The sequence below is a fragment of the Flavicella sp. genome (assembly GCF_029238425.1).
GTDB lineage: Bacteria > Bacteroidota > Bacteroidia > Flavobacteriales > Flavobacteriaceae > Flavicella.
The window spans coordinates 22,970-39,889 of the sequence record NZ_JAQWGB010000081.1 but is presented as its reverse complement, the minus strand read 5'-3'; the positions used below and the strand labels follow the sequence as shown (position 1 = coordinate 39,889).

At 33.1% G+C, this 16,920-nt stretch carries 18 protein-coding genes and 1 tRNA gene; 12 read left to right on the top strand and 7 right to left on the bottom strand.

The genetic code is table 11. The features are described 5' to 3' along the window. Positions 1-90: 90 nt before the first annotated feature. The 11 genes from P8H68_RS06235 to P8H68_RS06185 all read left to right on the top strand — a co-directional run bounded on the left by P8H68_RS06235 (position 91) and on the right by P8H68_RS06185 (position 7,441). On the top strand, positions 91-663 hold the full coding sequence (locus P8H68_RS06235; RefSeq protein ID WP_300322533.1) for a DUF177 domain-containing protein: 573 nt from the start codon (positions 91-93) through the stop codon (positions 661-663). After that, entirely contained in the window at positions 635-829 is a 195-nt protein-coding gene (rpmF, locus tag P8H68_RS06230) for a 50S ribosomal protein L32 (protein WP_300322531.1), read from the top strand. The genes P8H68_RS06235 and rpmF overlap by 29 nt, the downstream gene beginning before the upstream one ends. A gap of 178 nt (positions 830-1,007) precedes the next feature. Next, complete coding sequence (locus P8H68_RS06225) at positions 1,008-2,006, top strand: beta-ketoacyl-ACP synthase III (RefSeq protein ID WP_300322529.1); 999 nt, start codon at positions 1,008-1,010, stop codon at positions 2,004-2,006. A 32-nt stretch (positions 2,007-2,038) separates the two neighbouring features. Beyond that, positions 2,039-2,530: an acetyl-CoA carboxylase biotin carboxyl carrier protein gene (gene accB / locus P8H68_RS06220; RefSeq protein WP_300322527.1), complete on the top strand. Its 492-nt coding sequence runs from the start codon at positions 2,039-2,041 to the stop codon at positions 2,528-2,530. Between the two features lie 70 nt (positions 2,531-2,600). Then, complete coding sequence (accC, locus tag P8H68_RS06215; protein ID WP_300322525.1) at positions 2,601-3,944, top strand: acetyl-CoA carboxylase biotin carboxylase subunit; 1,344 nt, start codon at positions 2,601-2,603, stop codon at positions 3,942-3,944. Positions 3,945-4,194: 250 nt separating this feature from the next. Beyond that, positions 4,195-4,281, top strand: a tRNA-Ser gene (locus P8H68_RS06210). Positions 4,282-4,346: 65 nt separating this feature from the next. After that, the gene (locus P8H68_RS06205) at positions 4,347-5,072 is read left to right on the top strand and encodes a MotA/TolQ/ExbB proton channel family protein (RefSeq protein ID WP_300322523.1); all 726 of its coding nucleotides are present in this window, start codon (positions 4,347-4,349) and stop codon (positions 5,070-5,072) included. A 5-nt stretch (positions 5,073-5,077) separates the two neighbouring features. Beyond that, positions 5,078-5,536, top strand: coding sequence for a hypothetical protein (locus tag P8H68_RS06200; protein WP_300322521.1), 459 nt, complete (start codon positions 5,078-5,080; stop codon positions 5,534-5,536). 5 nt (positions 5,537-5,541) lie between these two features. After that, positions 5,542-6,177 (top strand): biopolymer transporter ExbD, encoded by a 636-nt coding sequence (locus P8H68_RS06195; RefSeq protein ID WP_300322519.1) that lies wholly within the window; start codon positions 5,542-5,544, stop codon positions 6,175-6,177. A gap of 9 nt (positions 6,178-6,186) precedes the next feature. After that, positions 6,187-6,669, top strand: a complete 483-nt coding sequence (locus tag P8H68_RS06190; RefSeq protein ID WP_300322517.1) for a biopolymer transporter ExbD — start codon at positions 6,187-6,189, stop codon at positions 6,667-6,669. Between the two features lie 106 nt (positions 6,670-6,775). Then, positions 6,776-7,441 carry a porin family protein gene (locus P8H68_RS06185; RefSeq protein WP_300322515.1) on the top strand — a complete coding sequence of 222 codons (666 nt, stop codon included), beginning with the start codon at positions 6,776-6,778 and terminating at the stop codon, positions 7,439-7,441. Here P8H68_RS06185 and P8H68_RS06180 read toward each other — a convergent pair whose 3' ends face one another. Together P8H68_RS06180 and rpoN are read right to left on the bottom strand one after the other, a co-directional pair. Beyond that, the gene (locus tag P8H68_RS06180) at positions 7,442-8,050 is read right to left on the bottom strand and encodes a hypothetical protein (RefSeq protein WP_300322513.1); all 609 of its coding nucleotides are present in this window, start codon (positions 8,048-8,050) and stop codon (positions 7,442-7,444) included. Position 8,051: 1 nt separating this feature from the next. Next, on the bottom strand, positions 8,052-9,512 hold the full coding sequence (rpoN, locus tag P8H68_RS06175; RefSeq protein WP_300322511.1) for an RNA polymerase factor sigma-54: 1,461 nt from the start codon (positions 9,510-9,512) through the stop codon (positions 8,052-8,054). A 191-nt stretch (positions 9,513-9,703) separates the two neighbouring features. Here rpoN and P8H68_RS06170 point away from each other — a divergent pair, with 191 nt between their 5' ends. Then, entirely contained in the window at positions 9,704-10,828 is a 1,125-nt protein-coding gene (locus P8H68_RS06170) for a sterol desaturase family protein (RefSeq protein ID WP_300322509.1), read from the top strand. A gap of 76 nt (positions 10,829-10,904) precedes the next feature. Here the strand turns inward: P8H68_RS06170 and P8H68_RS06165 are convergent, their stop codons facing one another. From P8H68_RS06165 to ccoG, 5 genes are all read right to left on the bottom strand, one after another. Further along, positions 10,905-13,238, bottom strand: a complete 2,334-nt coding sequence (locus P8H68_RS06165; protein ID WP_300322507.1) for an efflux RND transporter permease subunit — start codon at positions 13,236-13,238, stop codon at positions 10,905-10,907. A gap of 88 nt (positions 13,239-13,326) precedes the next feature. Next, the gene (locus P8H68_RS06160) at positions 13,327-14,253 is read right to left on the bottom strand and encodes a HAMP domain-containing sensor histidine kinase (RefSeq protein WP_300322506.1); all 927 of its coding nucleotides are present in this window, start codon (positions 14,251-14,253) and stop codon (positions 13,327-13,329) included. 51 nt (positions 14,254-14,304) lie between these two features. Beyond that, positions 14,305-15,024: a sulfite exporter TauE/SafE family protein gene (locus tag P8H68_RS06155; protein ID WP_300322505.1), complete on the bottom strand. Its 720-nt coding sequence runs from the start codon at positions 15,022-15,024 to the stop codon at positions 14,305-14,307. Between the two features lie 3 nt (positions 15,025-15,027). Then, complete coding sequence (locus P8H68_RS06150; RefSeq protein WP_300322504.1) at positions 15,028-15,477, bottom strand: FixH family protein; 450 nt, start codon at positions 15,475-15,477, stop codon at positions 15,028-15,030. A 17-nt stretch (positions 15,478-15,494) separates the two neighbouring features. Continuing rightward, positions 15,495-16,913 carry a cytochrome c oxidase accessory protein CcoG gene (ccoG, locus tag P8H68_RS06145; RefSeq protein ID WP_300322503.1) on the bottom strand — a complete coding sequence of 473 codons (1,419 nt, stop codon included), beginning with the start codon at positions 16,911-16,913 and terminating at the stop codon, positions 15,495-15,497. Positions 16,914-16,920: the final 7 nt, after the last annotated feature.

The following is a 16,920-nucleotide window of genomic DNA, read 5'->3' as shown; positions in this document are numbered from 1 at the left end:
AGAAAAAAATATTAATGTGTAAATTTTAATTTCTTTTGTTTATTATAAAATGAAATTTTATATCTTTGCACGCTCAAATTGATGTTCATTATGAAAGAGTTGAGAGATTTTGAAATTTCTTTTATAGGTTTAAAGGAAGGAAAACATAATTTTGAATATCATATTGATAATAAGTTCTTTGATGCGTTTCAGTTCGATGATTTTGATGAAACGAATTTAAATGTGGAGTTGGCTTTTGTGAAAAAGGCAACAATGTTAGAGTTAGAGTTCTCTTTTAAAGGTTTTGTAAATGTTCCTTGTGACGTTACTGGAGAACCTTTTGATATGGATATAACGGGTAACTTATCCTTGATTGTAAAGTTTGGAGAAGGTTATGATGATGGGAATGAAGAGATAATTTATGTCCCGTATACAGAACACCGCATTAATGTAGCGCATTATATTTTTGAAATGATAGTTTTGTCTGCACCCGCAAAAAGAGTGCATCCAAAAGTAGTTGATGGTTCTATGGAATCTGACGCATTTGAAAGGTTAGAAGAATTAAAAGGAAATAAGAGTACAACAAACAACGAAGATACAACCGATCCTAGATGGGGGAAGTTAAAAGATTTATTAATAGATAAAACACAGCGTAATGGCACATCCAAAGAGAAAAATATCTAAACAAAGAAGAGACAAAAGAAGAACTCACTACAAAGCAGTAGCTCCACAAGTTGCAGTTGATCCTACAACAGGAGAAGCTCACTTATACCACAGAGCTCACTGGCATGAAGGAAAATTATATTACAAAGGTCAAATTGTAATCGATTCTCCTGTAGTTGAAGCTTAAGGATTTGATAAAAATATAATAAAAAACCCTCTTGAATGGAGGGTTTTTTGGTGTTTTAGGGTAAAAAAAGGCAATTATTGGTTCTTTTTTCATTTATATGTGAAATAAATTTCATTACTTTGGACATCGATTTTTTTTGTAATTATTTTTCTGAAAAAAGTCTTTAAAAAATATTATTATGGGTAAAATAACTGCAGCAATTACGGCAGTAGGAAAGTACGTTCCAGACTATACTCTTACCAATAAAGAGTTGGAATCTTTAGTAGAAACAAACGATGAGTGGATTTTTACTAGAACGGGAATTAAGGAAAGAAGAATCCTTAAAGATGCTGATAAAGGAACATCTTATTTAGCGATTAAAGCTGCTGAAGATTTAATTGCGAAAAGAGGTATTGATCCTTCAGAGATCGATATGGTTATTATCGGTACTGCTACACCTGATATGAATGTTGCTTCAACAGCAGTTTATGTTGCCTCTGAAATTGGTGCAACAAATGCTTTTGGTTACGACTTACAGGCAGCTTGTTCTAGTTTCTTGTATGCGATGTCTACGGCATCTGCATATATTGAGTCAGGAAGATATAAGAAAGTATTGGTAATTGGAGCAGATAAAATGTCTTCAATTGTTGATTATACGGATAGAACAACTTGTATTATATTTGGTGATGGAGCTGGTGCAGCTTTGTTTGAGCCTAATGAAGAAGGATTAGGTTTCCAAGATGAATATCTAAGAGGAGATGCTGTTGGACGTGAATTCTTGAGAATTGAAGCTGGAGGATCTTTAAAACCAACTTCACAGGAAACTTTGGACAACCGTCAACACTTTATCAAGCAAGAAGGGAAAACAGTATTTAAATATGCTGTCTCTAATATGGCTGATGCAAGTGAAAAAATATTGAAGCGTAATAATTTAACAAATGATGATGTTGATTGGTTAGCGCCACATCAAGCAAATCAGAGAATTATAGAAGCTACCGCAAGAAGAATCAATTTGGATAAAAGTAAAGTATTACAAAACATCCAAAATTATGGGAATACAACATCAGCTACATTGCCATTATTGTTAGCGGATTTTGAAAACCAATTGAAAAAAGGAGATAACATTATATTCGCGGCTTTTGGTGGCGGATTTACTTGGGGAGCTGTTTACTTGAAATGGGCCTATAACTCAAAATAGAATTAAATACTACTTATATAACTAAATATATTATGGAATTAAAAGACATTCAAAATTTGATAAAGTTTGTTGCCAAATCTGGTGCAAGCGAAGTGAAATTAGAAATGGAAGACATCAAAATAACTGTAAAAACTGGATCTGGTAAAACAGAAACTACGATTTTACAGTCTGCTGTGTCTCCTGCTCAAATGCCAGTTGTATCACAAGTTGTTCCTCAGGCTGAGCCAGCGGCTCCAGTAGCACCTGCAGCTCCGGCAGCAGCACCAGCTGAAGAAGATTCTAAATTATTAACAATTACATCTCCAATTATTGGAACATTCTACAGAAAACCATCTCCAGATAAAGCGAACTTTGTTGAGATAGGAGATTCAGTATCGGCTGATTCTGTTGTTTGTGTAATTGAAGCAATGAAATTATTTAACGAAATTGAATCAGAAGTATCTGGTAAAATTGTGAAAATTTTAGTGGATGATTCTTCTCCAGTAGAATTTGGACAACCTTTATTTTTAGTTGATCCATCATAATTTTTAGAGCATAATTAAAAACTATTCTTTGTAGTTCTAGAAACTATAATTAAGACTAAACAATATTATTATGTTTAAAAAAATATTAATAGCCAATAGAGGTGAGATTGCTTTGCGTGTTATTAGAACATGTAAGGAAATGGGAATTAAAACAGTTGCTGTTTATTCTCAAGCAGATGAAGAAAGTTTGCATGTGAAGTTTGCAGATGAAGCAGTTTGTATTGGGCCAGCGGCAAGTACAGATTCTTATTTAAAGATGTCTAATATTTTGGCAGCTGCTGAGATTACAAATGCAGATGCTATTCATCCAGGATATGGATTCTTATCTGAGAATTCAAAGTTCTCTGCATTATGTGAAGAGCATAGTGTCAAATTTATTGGTGCAAGTGCCGAAATGATTGACAGAATGGGGGATAAGGCAAATGCCAAGTCTACCATGATCGCTGCGGGAGTACCTTGTGTACCTGGTAGTGAAGGTGTGATTGAAGATTTTGCTGAATGTAAAAAATTAGCAGATGAAGCAGGATACCCAGTAATGTTAAAAGCTTCTGCCGGTGGTGGAGGTAAAGGTATGCGTGCTGTTTGGAAAGAAGAAGATTTAGAAGATGCATGGGATTCAGCTAGATATGAATCTAAGGCTGCTTTCGGAAATGACGATATGTATATGGAGAAATTGATCCAAGAACCTCGTCATATTGAAATCCAGATTGTTGGAGATTCGTTTGGAAAAGCATGTCACTTGTCTGAAAGAGATTGTTCTGTTCAAAGACGTCACCAAAAGTTAACAGAAGAAACTCCTTCTCCATTCATGACTGATGAATTGAGAGAAAGAATGGGAGTTGCTGCGGTGAAGGCTGCTGAATATATCAAATACGAAGGAGCCGGTACGGTTGAATTCTTAGTAGATAAAGATAGAAACTTCTACTTTATGGAAATGAATACTCGTATTCAGGTTGAGCACCCGATTACGGAGGAGGTTGTAAATTACGATTTGATTCGTGAGCAAATTTTGGTTGCTGCAGGTGTGCCAATTTCTGGTAAAAATTATTTACCGAAAATGCATTCTATAGAATGTCGTATCAATGCGGAAAACCCTTATAAAGGTTTTATGCCAGCACCAGGGAAAATTACTACCTTCCATGCACCAGGAGGTCATGGAGTAAGATTGGATACGCATGTTTACGCAGGGTATACAATTCCACCTAACTATGATTCAATGGTTGCAAAGTTGATTACAACTGCGCAAACAAGAGAAGAAGCTATCAATAAAATGAAACGTGCTTTAGATGAATTTATCGTTGAAGGTGTAAAAACTACAATACCTTTCCACAGACAATTAATGGATCATCCAGATTATGTAGCAGGAAACTATACTACAAAATTCATGGAAGATTTTGAAATGGAAAAGGAATAACAATAGGTTATTTAAATATATAAAAGAGGATGTACTGATACATCCTCTTTTTTTTTGGCAAGGTAGTTGCTGACTCGAATGTTAAATTAAGTTTATGAAAATCGTTTTCTCAATAAGAATGAGATAGCGAAATGCTTGTGAATGTGACAAAACGATATAAAAACACATAAATAAGGTAAATAAACACATTATTTTTTTTACAGATTCAACATTTTTTTGTTACTTGCTGAACCTTAGAAGGCATATCCACGGAGAGGTGGCCGAGTGGCTTAAGGCGCACGCTTGGAAAGCGTGTTTACAAGAAATTGTAACGGGGGTTCGAATCCCTTTCTCTCCGCAGTGTTTTTTAGGATTTTAACTAATTTAAAACCTTAATTATATTAATAAATTAATTTTATCACAATGAAAAAAGTATTTACAATCCTTACAATTACAGGTGCCTTGTTTTTTGGAGCAACTCAAAGCACGTTTGCACAAGCAGCGGAATCTGTAGAATCAGAAACTTTTCACCAAGTATTAAAACAACGTTTTATAGAAGGTGGTCCATTTTTTATGGGAATTGTTTTGGTAGCTTTAATTTTAGGTTTAGCAATTGCAATTGAAAGAATTATTTATTTGAATATGGCTACAACAAACACTAAGAAATTAGTTGCTGGAGTAGATGAAGCTTTAGCTTCTGGAGGAGTTGATGCAGCAAAAGAAGTTTGTAGAAATACAAAAGGACCTGTTGCTTCTATCTTTTACCAAGGATTAGACAGAGCTGACGAAGGAATTGAGGCTGCTGAGAAAGCAGTAGTAGGTTACGGAGGAGTTCAAATGGGATTATTAGAGAAAAATATCTCTTGGTTATCTTTATTTATCGCTTTAGCACCGATGCTTGGGTTTATGGGAACTGTAATCGGGATGATTGGAGCCTTTGACTCGATTCAAGCAGCAGGGGATATTTCTCCAACAGTAGTAGCAGGAGGTATTAAAGTAGCCTTATTGACAACTGTATTTGGTCTTGTAGTAGCGATTATTCTTCAAGTTTTTTACAACTATATTATCTCTAAAGTGGATGGTATCGTAAATGATATGGAAGATGCTTCTATCTCATTAATTGACCTATTGGTAAAACATAAAAAATAAGAAGAATGAATCAAAATTTAACAAAAATATTAAAAGGTCTAGTAGGCTTAATAGCTTTGGTTGCTGCTTATTTCTTTATTAAGATTATAAGTACTGGTGACGATGCTATTGTTGAAGGTGGTGGATCTTTAGGAATCGTAGGACCGATGGTGTCCTTTTCAATAGGACTATTTTTAGTTGTATTAGGAATGACAGTTTTATTCTCAATTGTGGGGTTGTTCAAAAAGCCAGAAGCTTTAAAGAAAACGGCTTTAGGATTAGTAGTGTTAGGTGTGTTCTTGGCTGCTGCTTATGGACTTGCACCGGATACTGCTGTAACTGATGTTACAGGTGAGGTATTGCCGGGTGGTGAAGCTGGATCGAACTCTAAATGGGTAAGTACTGGTATTTGGTATACTGTTTTATTAGGTGCTACTGCTGTTGCTACAATTGTAATAGGAGGAGCCAAATCAATTTTTAAATAAATAATATGGCAAGAAAAGAACTTCCAGAGATTAATGCTGGGTCTATGGCAGACATTGCGTTCTTGTTGCTGATATTTTTCTTGGTAACAACAACAATGGATGTTGATTCTGGTATTTCTCGTAAATTATCAGAAAAACCGCCAGAAAATTATGATCCACCTGTGATCAAACAAAAGAATATTCTTGAAATCAACTTGAACCGTAACAATCAAATGTTGGTTGAGGATGAGGAAATGGAAATCAAAGATTTGAAGCAGTTTACTATTGACTTCCTTGATAATGGAGGAGGAATTGGTAAAGCGGATGAATATGGACCAGGTAAGAAATGTGATTATTGTAATGGTGCTAAGAAAGATGACTCTTCTGATCACCCAAACAAAGCAATTATTTCTGTGCAAAGTGATAGAGGTACTTCTTATGGAATGTACATCACGGTTCAGAATGAACTTTTAGCAGCTTATACTGAATTAAGAAATAGGTACGCTAAAAAGCATATTACTGGTCAGTATGCAGGAATGAGTTATGATGATTTATTATTGTTATCAGGAAATGATAAGGAGAATGAAGCGCTAAAAGCCGTTATTAAAAAGGTGAAAGGTGCATATCCTCAGATTATCTCTGATGCAGAACCAACTAAATAATTTTATACTATGTCTAAATTCGGAAAAAAGAAAAAAGGATTACCAGCGGTGAATACTGCTGCCTTACCAGATATTGTATTTATGTTATTGTTCTTCTTTATGGTGACTACAACAATGAGGGAAACTGATTTGTTGATCAAACCACCTCAGTTGCCAAATGCAACAGAAGTAAAGAAGTTGGAACACAAGAGTTTGGTGAGTACTATTTATGTAGGAAAGGCTAAACCTGAAGACCAAGCTAAATATGGTTCTGGAGATAAGATTCAGTTAAATGATAAAATCTCTACTGTAAATGATATTGCAAATTTCATTTACTCTGAGCAAGAAAAGCACAATCCGGAAGAAATTCCTTACATGACAACTTCAATCAAATCAGATGTTGCGTGTGGTGTTGGTACTATTCATGATATCAGAATAGAATTAAGAGATATAAATGCTTTAAAAATTAGTTATTCTACTCGTAAGGGGGATTTAAAAGCTAACATAAAGTAATTTAATTTATTGAATATTTTAAAAGGCATTCGTGTAAAACGAATGCCTTTTTGTTTTAATTTTGTTTTGTATTTTGCTATCTAATTCGCAGTTAATGTTAAGATGCTTGCTTTTATTTTTTTTATTTGGTGCTGGGGTTTTTGCTCAGGTATCAAAAGATAGTGTTTCTATTGATCCTAACTATTTAGAAGACCAATTATATATAGGTGTTACTTATAATATATTTGCGAATACTCCTGATGGTTATGTGAAAGATGGTTTTGCCTATGGTTTTTCGGGTGGGTTTATTAAAGATATTCCTTTTAATGAAAGACGTAATATTGGAATGGGAGTAGGATTAGGTTATGCCTTTAATACTCACATTCAAAATGTTGTGGTAACCACGAATGCCTTGAATTTGAATCAAGCAACTACCAATCAGAGTACTTATACGATAAAAACGAATAGTTTAGAGTTTCCTATTGAATTTCGTTGGAGAACTTCGACTCTAGAAAAATATAAATTTTGGAGAATTTATACTGGACTGCATGTTTCTTATGTTTTGAATTCGACATCCATTGGTGAAAGAAACGATGAATTGATTCAGTTGACAGAGGTATTACAATTGGAAGAGTGGCAGTATGCTTATTCTTTAGCAGCTGGATATGGTACTTGGAACTTTTATTTACATTATACCTTAAATCCCTTTTTCAAGGGAAGTAGCTCCTTTGATAATGGTGAAGTTTTGAAAATGAACTCCTTTAAGATGGGATTGATTTTCTATTTGCTCTAATCAGAGCCAAAGAATTCCGAAAAGCAAAAACTGGGTAATAAATCCAGTTGTGAACCCATAAAAAATTTCATTTAATGAGTGTTCCTTCAGTTTTATTCTTGCATGTGCAACAATTCCTGCTATCATAAATAAAACAGCTAAGAAATGAGTCGTATTAACGTGGTTTTCGATACTATAGGCCATGACAAAAGCGATAAAGCTTGCCATTCCAATCATATGTAAACTTATTTTTAGTTTTCTAATAAAGAGGAAATAGGTTATTGAGAGTGCTAAAGAGCAACCTAAGAATAATTGCGATAGAAACAGTAAGTTCGGTATTTTAGTAAATGCCTTCCCTAACATAAAAAAAAGAAGTGTCATAAAAATAACTGGAATCTTGCGTTCACTTATCGTTTGTACCTCTAAGGATTGAATTAAGTTTCTTCGTTTTAGGATAACCAACATTAAAACCGGAACAAAATAGGTTCCAATAGCAATCATAAAAATAATTTTTAATTGAACACTTCTTTCAATTCCGTGAGTGTTGAGCATAAAAAAAACAAGAGTAGCTGCTACTGGTAACAGAATGGGATGAAAAACCACCGAAATGAGTTTATGGAATTTCTCCATATTAAATTTCCTTTCTTAATCGAGCTACAGGGATGTCTAATTGTTCTCTGTATTTAGCTACTGTTCTCCTTGCGATGATATATCCTTCGTCCTTTAACTTTTGCATAAGTTTATCGTCTGTAAGAGGTTTTCGTTTGTCTTCATCGCTAACAACATTCTTAAGGATATTTTTAATTTCCTTCGTAGATACATCTTCTCCCTGATCGTTTTTCATTGATTCAGAGAAGAAATCCTTAATTAGTTTGGTACCGTAAGGAGTAGCCACATATTTGCTATTTGCAACCCTGGAAACTGTAGAAATATCCATTTCTATATGATCAGCGATGTCTTTTAATATCATGGGCTTTAACTTACGTTCATCACCCGTCATAAAGTAGTCTTTTTGATATTCCATGATGGAGTTCATGGTTAATAATAAAGTCTGTTGTCGCTGTTTGATGGCATCAATAAACCACTTTGCTGCATCTAATTTTTGCTTGATAAACAAAACAGCATCCTTTTGAGATTTTGATTTTTCTTTTGATTCTTGATACCCTTTAAGCATGTTGTTGTATTCTCGAGATACATTCAACTCCGGTGCATTTCTAGAATTCAAGTTCAAATCTAAATTTCCGTCTACAATTTGAATGGTAAAATCTGGAACGATTTGATCGGTAATCTTTGATGTTACGGTATAAGTTCCTCCAGGTTTAGGATTGAGTTTTTCAATTTCTGAAATAGCATCTCTTAAATCGCCTTCCGAAATATTGTATTTTGCTATAAGTTTTTTGTAATGTTTTTTTACAAAATGATCGAAGCTTTTGTTTAAAATTTCAATTGCAAGAGAAATAGATTTGGTTTTCGGTTTGTTTTCTAACTGTAAAGTAAGACATTCATTCAGATCTCTTGCACCAACACCAATAGGATCCATTGTTTGGATGATAGTGACTAAAATATCTTCGACTTCATTTTCATCGGTATAGATATTTTGAGTAAAAGCTAAGTCATCCACAAGATCCAATATTTCTCTTCGCAAGTAACCACTGTCGTCCAAACTACCCACTAAAAATTCAGCAATGGTAAGTTTTTGGTCGTTTAGAGAAAAGGTATTTAATTGGCTTTTTAAATTCTGATGAAAACTTACACCTCCTGCATAAGGAATCTGGCTTTCTTCATCATCAGCACTGTAATTATTTGCTTGTAATTTGTATTGCGGAATTTCATCATCACTAAGATATTCATCAATATTTATTTCATCCGTTTCAATGCTTTCATTCCCAAGATCATCATAATCATCATCATTAAAGTCGTCATCATGATCATGATCTGAGTCACGTTCTATATCCAATGCCGGATTTTCTTCAATTTCCTGTTTCAGCTTTTGTTCAAAAGCTTGCGTAGGAAGCTGAATTAATTTCATCAGCTGTATTTGCTGAGGAGATAATTTATGTAATAATTTAAGTTGGAAATTTTGTTTAAGCATGTGCTACAAATATAGTAAATACAAACAAACTTCATCAATATTGAAGCACAGTTTAAAGTAAAATTAAGTCATGTTTTAAGCTAATGGAATGTGATAACTGCGCGTACGTTGATTAACCTATGTTCATTATTTATATGTGTATGATAAATTAAGATATAGTGATTACCTTTGCAGTATCAAAATCTATGAATATGAATGAAGATAAAAATCTATGGATAGCTGCGGCAATAGTGTTTTTTGTATTAGGTTTAGAGTATTTATTTGCTAGATCTAAAGGGAAAAAAATCTTTCGATTTGAAAATACAATTTCCAATCTATTGATGGGAGTTTTTGATAGGATTGCTGGGATTTTTATGGTTCCCTTGATTTTTATGTACTATCAATTTCTATATGATTACGTTCGTATATTTTCTATTCCCAATACCATAGCTTGGTTTTTGTTTGCGGTGCTTTTATCTGATTTTATTTGGTATTTCTATCACAAATCAGGACATCGAATTAATTTATTTTGGGGAGCCCATATCATTCATCATCAAAGTGAAGATTATAATTATACTGTTGCTTTGAATTTAACTCCGTTTCAGGTATTTGTAAGAGTAGTTTTTTGGTCCTTAATGCCGATCATTGGGTTTACACCAGAGATAGTTTTGGGAACACATTTGGTTATTGGTTTGTACCAGTTTTTATTGCATACCACCTTGATTCCAAAATTAGGGATTGTAGAATATTTATTTGTAACACCTTCTCATCATAGAGTGCATCATGGAAGTAATGAAGAGTATTTGGATAAAAATTACGGAGGTGTTTTAATAATTTGGGATCGAATTTTTGGGACCTTTGCCGAAGAAAAAGATGAAGTTGTTTATGGGATCACAAAAGATATCAACTCAAGAGATTTCTTAACTTCTGTTTTTCATTATTATAAGAATTTAGGATTTCAAATGAAACAATTACCAGCAATCAAGGATAAAATGTTGTTGTTGGTGAGTGGTCCTGATTGGGTACCTTCCACAGGTGAATTGGAATTGATGCCTTTGTATATAGATAAAGGTTCTTATGAGTATACTGATTTCTCGGCCTTAAAAAAGACTTATATTTTATTCAATACCATTGGTCTGTTTGCTGTGTTGATTTTGTTCGCTTATTTTTTAAGCCATCTGTCTGTTGTAGACATGTTTGGAGTAGCAACTTTCATTATGCTTACTTTAATCATCACAGGAAGGTTGTTAGAGAATAACAAGAGTGCTGTTTTAGAACTTGTTCGTTTTGGGTTGGTTTTGTTTTGGATCTACAATTTTATGGTTTTAGGTTACTAATTCAATTCATCAATATAAAAAAAAGCTCTGTAAGAAGTTATAGAGCTTTTTTTATGAAGTGATATTATACAGATATTTATCTTATCTTCTTTTTCTTTGTGATTTTTCTTTCTAAGGAAAGTAATAAAGCTGGTAGTAATAATAAATTGGATACCATCGCAAATAAAAGTGTTATTGAGACTAGACCTCCGAGTGCCTTAGTTCCTCCAAAACTTGACACTAAGAATACTAGAAATCCAAAGAAAAGAACGATGGAAGTATAAAACATACTCACCCCAGTCTCTCGAATAGCTTTGTATACGGATTTTCTAATTTTCCAATTGCTGGCGATCAATTCTTGACGATATTTTGCAAGGAAATGGATTGTGTCATCTACAGATATTCCAAATGCAATACTAAACACTAAAATGGTAGACGGTTTGATTGGGATTCCTAAATAACCCATAATTCCACCTGTTACTAATAAGGGAAGTAAGTTTGGAATCAAAGATATAAAAATCATTCTCAGGGATTTAAACATATATCCCATAAAAATAGAAATCAATAGAATGGCTAAGCCTAGTGATACAATTAAGTTTTTAATTAAGTAATTGGTTCCTTTTAAAAACACCAAGGCTTTACCCGTTAAGGTAACATCGAATTTTTTTGTGTCAAATTCTTTATCTAAGAAAGCTTGAATGTCTGTTTGGATTTGTGCCATTTCTTCGGTACCCACATCCTGCATATAAGTGGTGATTCTTGCATATCTAGCCTTTGAATCCACATTGTTGATCAAAGCACCTGTTCCTGAACTTTGGTTTGAATTATTGATATAATCTAATAGGAAAGCTTTTTCTTGTGAAGTTGGCAGTTGATAGTATTTAGGATTTCCGTTATAAAATGCCTGTTTAGAATATTTAACCAAATCTACAACTGAAGTGGCTCTTGACAGTCCTGGCATTTCATCTATGAGAGCCGTTAATTTATCTATCTTTTTTAAAGTTGATAATTTGAAAACTCCTTTGTCTTTTTTAGTGTCAATCATTATTTCTAAAGGCATGATACCTCCAAATTCTTCTTCAAAGAAAACAATGTCTTTATAGAAAACTTTCGATTTAGGCATGTCATCTAATAGACTACCAGATACTTTTATTTTATAAACACCAATGATGCTGGTAATTACGACTACAAAAGAAACGATGTAAATGGCATTTTTCTTATTTCGTACCATGAATACCATCCAATCCACAATTCTTGAAATCCATTTTTGATCTAAATGTTTCAAGTGCTTTTTCTTTGGCAACGGCATGAAACTGTAAATACTAGGAATGATAAGAATGGAAAGCACAAAAATGGCCATGATGTTAATAGAGGCAATAATACCAAACTCTCTTAGCAACGAACTATTAGTGAAAATAAAAGTAGCAAATCCAGCTGCTGTAGTAATATTCGTCATCAATGTTGCATTTCCAACTTTGGAAATAACACGATGTAAAGATTTGGTTTTATTACTATGTTTTTTTATTTCTTGCTGGTATTTATTGATAATAAATATCGCATTTGGAACTCCAATTACAATAATTAATGGTGGAATTAATGCCGTAAGAACCGTAATTTCAAATCGGAAAAGTCCAATAAAGCCAAAAGCCCAGATAACCCCGATACTAACCACTAATAAGGTGATAAAAGTGGCTCTAAACGATCTGAAAAACAGAAAGAAAATAAATGCTGTAACCGCTAGTGCAAGTCCAACAAATTTTCCCATTTCTGATTTTATATTTTCAGAATTCATGGATCTGATATAGGGCATTCCAGAAACATGAACGTCTATATTTGTTTCTTTTTCAAACTGTGAAATGATGGGAATGAAACGCTCAAAAATAAATTCTTTTCGTTTTTTCGTATTAACGATGTCTTTATCGATAAACAAAGCGGTTTGGATGGTGTGTGTTTCTTTGTTGAATAACAAATTATCGTAAAACGGAAGCTCATTGAATAAGTGTTTCTTTAATCGATCCACTTTAGCTTTTGTGTCCAAATCATCTATAGACAGTTCTTTCAGTTCAAATCTTTTTTCATCTTTGTTCTTAACAAGTTCTTTTAAGTCACCGATAGAAATAGAATATTCTATCTCAGACAAAGAATCTAATTTGTTCGCTAATTGATTCCATTGAAGGAAAGTTTCGGGTTTGAAAATATTAGAATCTTTCACTCCTAAAACAATAAGAGTACCTTCTTCTCCAAAAACTTCTAGAAATTGATCGTATTTAACATTTTCTATGTGGTCTTTTGGCAATAAGTTGGCTTCCGTATATGATAACCTCATATACTTCATTTGACTAGCTAAAAGTGCCGTAATTATTGCTATTGTTATAAGAATTCCGATTTGTTGTTTTAAAACAAATCGTGAGGTTTTAGACCAAAATTTCATGAAAAATAATTTGTGTCAAATGTAAGCATTACAAATTACTTTCAAACCATAATAAAAAGCCTTTAAAATAGAGTTTATTTCTTTTGTGTTAAGCTGCTAAAAGTTCTTTTTTAGGAAGTATGACTGTGATTTTTGTTCCTTTATCTTTTTCTGATTCTATGATGAAATCTCCATTGCAAATTTTCAGGTATTGGAGTATGGTCTTGATGCCAAGTCCAGTTCCCTTTTCTTTATTGGTACCAGGCATAGAAAACCACTGTTTCTCATTTTTAATCATTGCAATCTGTTCTTTATCAATACCAATACCAGAATCCGTGATGATTGTATGTATATCAGTACCACATTGTTTTAGTTCTAAAGATATCGTGCCGCCTTCTGGAGTGAATTTTAGGGCGTTGTGATAAAGGTTTCTAACGATAAAAGAATATATTTCTTTATCGGAGAATAATTCGTCTAGCTCAATTTGTAAAGAAGTTGTAATTTTTTTCTCTTTTTGAATTCCAGCATAAGTATGAAGAATCGTTTTGAAGGTTTTTTCAGTTTCGAAGGGTTCCATGGTAACGGGAGCTACATGAATTTGATTTTTAGACCATCTTAATAAATCATTTAAAAAAAGCAATAGATGATCAATTCTTCCTGATATTGAATCAAGTCTATCATGTACTTTTTCTTTAGAGTGCGTCTCTACGTCTTCGTGAATCATCTCTACAAATCCTTGAACAATTGACAAGGGACTGCGAATGTCATGAGCAATGATGGAAATTAATTTATTGTTAAGTTCATTCAGTTTTTCTAATTCTATTTTTTGGCTGTATATTTTTTTGTGATACTTGGTAGTAAAAAGGGATATAGGAAGTGCAATTGGAATAGGAATCACAATGGCTTTGATAAGGCCATAATAAAAATCTTCCTTGGTCATAAAACTGTACATGGTAAAAAAAACAAGTACGGATATAATAACGGAGGAGGCGACTATATTAAAGGGAGTGTAATAATTATCACGAATCAATTTCATTTTTTTTCTTGCAAATATACATAGCTCCTATTGTTAAATAGTTGACATATGTTAATTTACACTTTCTGGAGCACAAGTGGCTGCATTTGAATTTACCTGTAATTGAGCATCAGTAGGCGAAATGTAAGGGATGCCCAAGCCTAGTCCTCTAAGAATAAATAAGATTCCAATGATAATAACAAACGAAGGAATTGCCTTTTGAATTTTATTCCTAAATGTGATCGAAAAAATAGTTTTGAAATAAATAACCACGGTCATTAAAGGAATAGTCCCTAATCCATAAAGCATCATATATAAAAAACCTTCTTGTGGACTTGCCATTGCAATTGCTCCTACAAGGGCCATATACACCATTCCACAGGGAAGATATCCATTTAAAAAACCTATGGTAAATAGGGAAGCGTAACTTTTATTTTTTAATCTTTTTCCTAGCCCCGATTTTATTTTTCCAATAAAAGAATAGAGTGGTGTTGTAACCTGAAATTTAGAAAATACTGAAGCTGGAATCATAATATATAATATCATAAGGATTCCAATAATAATAGATAACCTCTGTTGAAATCCAGAAAGAAAGAGTCCTTTTCCCAGAAACCCAAAAGCCAACCCTATGGTTCCATAAGCTAAAATACGACCAAAATGATATAGAAAAATTTTAAGAAATCTTGGGAATGGTTTTTCGTTATGGACCGGTAATACCATGGCAATAGGACCGCACATTCCTATGCAATGAAAACTTCCAAGAAGCCCCAATATGAATGCAGAATAAAACATGGCTTACATATTTAAACTGTGTTGGAACAAATAGGATTCCTTGGCAACACTCCATTCTACTTGTACATTCCATCTTCCGCCAATTAGAATATCTTTTGAAATTAATTGGGTTTGATTGATAATAGTAATAGGCAACCTAACGTCCAGTTTTTTGTTTGAAGGGCGATATAAATATACAGTCCCTTTAATTTTTTCTTGAGAGATATCTGCTGGATAATGAATAGCAATCCCCTCAGTGGTTTTTGAAATCGAAATATTTTGAGTTAATTTTTTTGCATTATTCAACTTATCAATTCTTTGTTGATATTCCAATTCATCTTTGTAATAGTCTTTGGCTACCAAATCATATTCATACGTAGTATCTGTCGATGTTTTTATTACAAAATACAGTATAAAAGAAATAAATAATACAAAGGCAATAACAATACCCGTTCCCCAGTTTAATTTTTTCATTCTTGATTCTTTTTATATTATCTAAAACTTCTTGGCCCCATAAAATTGGTGGTTGTTGTTTCTATCAGTTTCCCGTCGGAAAATACACCAATTTTTAAATTTTCTTTGGAATCGCTCAATTCTTTTCTTGCAATCTCAATAAATAGAGAGCCGCCATAGAATTCTTGTTTTTCTATATCAAAATCTTCGGCCCCAATTAATTTGATGGTTCCTTCATGTGAAATCAATTCAAAATGAATGTCTTCAATTTTTTGAGAGGTTTTGTTGATGAGTTTGTAGGTGTATACATTACTAATAATGTTGTTCTCTTTTGTTTTATAAAGTTCACCCGGTAATCTTAAAATAGTTGCTTCCACATCATTTCTCATAAAGAGCATGGTAATTAAAACAGCGATTAGTATAGATAGAACAACGGTATAACCTTTCATTCTAAGATTGAATTCAAAAGGCTTTTTGTTTTCAATATTTTCTTCAGATTCGTATCGGATCAATCCTTTAGGAAGTCCAACTTTTTCCATTATATGGTCGCAAGCATCTATACAAGCAGTACAGTTAACACATTCCAATTGTGTACCGTTCCTGATGTCAATACCGGTAGGACAAACATGTACACATTGTGCGCAGTCAATACAATCTCCTTTTCCTGCAGCTTGTCTGTCTTCATTTTTTTTAAATAAAGCTCTTCCTTGTTCTTTCTCTCCTCGTTTGTAATCGTAGGCAACATTGATAGATTTATTATCCAATAAAACTCCTTGTAATCTTCCATATGGACAAGCAATGATACACACCTGCTCTCTAAACCAAACAAAAATAAAATAGAAAACACCGGTAAAAATTAATAAAAGAGTCAGACCTTTGATGTGTTCTCTTGGAGGATCAGTTATGATAGAAATCAGTTCATCACTTCCGATAAAATACGCTAGGAAAACGTTAGAAATAATAAAAGAAATTACAAAAAAGATAAACCACTTTAAAAGACGCTTGCGAATTTTTGTAGCATCCCATTTTTGTTTGTCTAACCTAATTTGTGCACCTCGGTCACCATCTATGGCATATTCAATTTTACGAAATACCATTTCCATAAAAATGGTTTGTGGACATATCCAACCACAAAATATACGGCCATAGACAACGGTAAATAAAATAATAAATACAATTCCGATAATCATACTAATTACCATCAGGTGAAAATCCTGTGGCCAAAAAGGAACACTAAAAATATTAAACCTTCGTTCTAAAACGTTGAATAATAAAAACTGATTTCCGTTGATTTTTATGAAAGGAGAAATCAATAAAACAATGAGAAGAAACCAACTTACATAGGTTCTATTTTTATAGAAAAATCCAGACGGTTTTTTAGGGTATACCCATTTACGTCCGCCTTCCTCTGTCATAGTACCCAAGGTATCTCTAAAAGCTTCTTGTTTTTCATCCATTTCAATA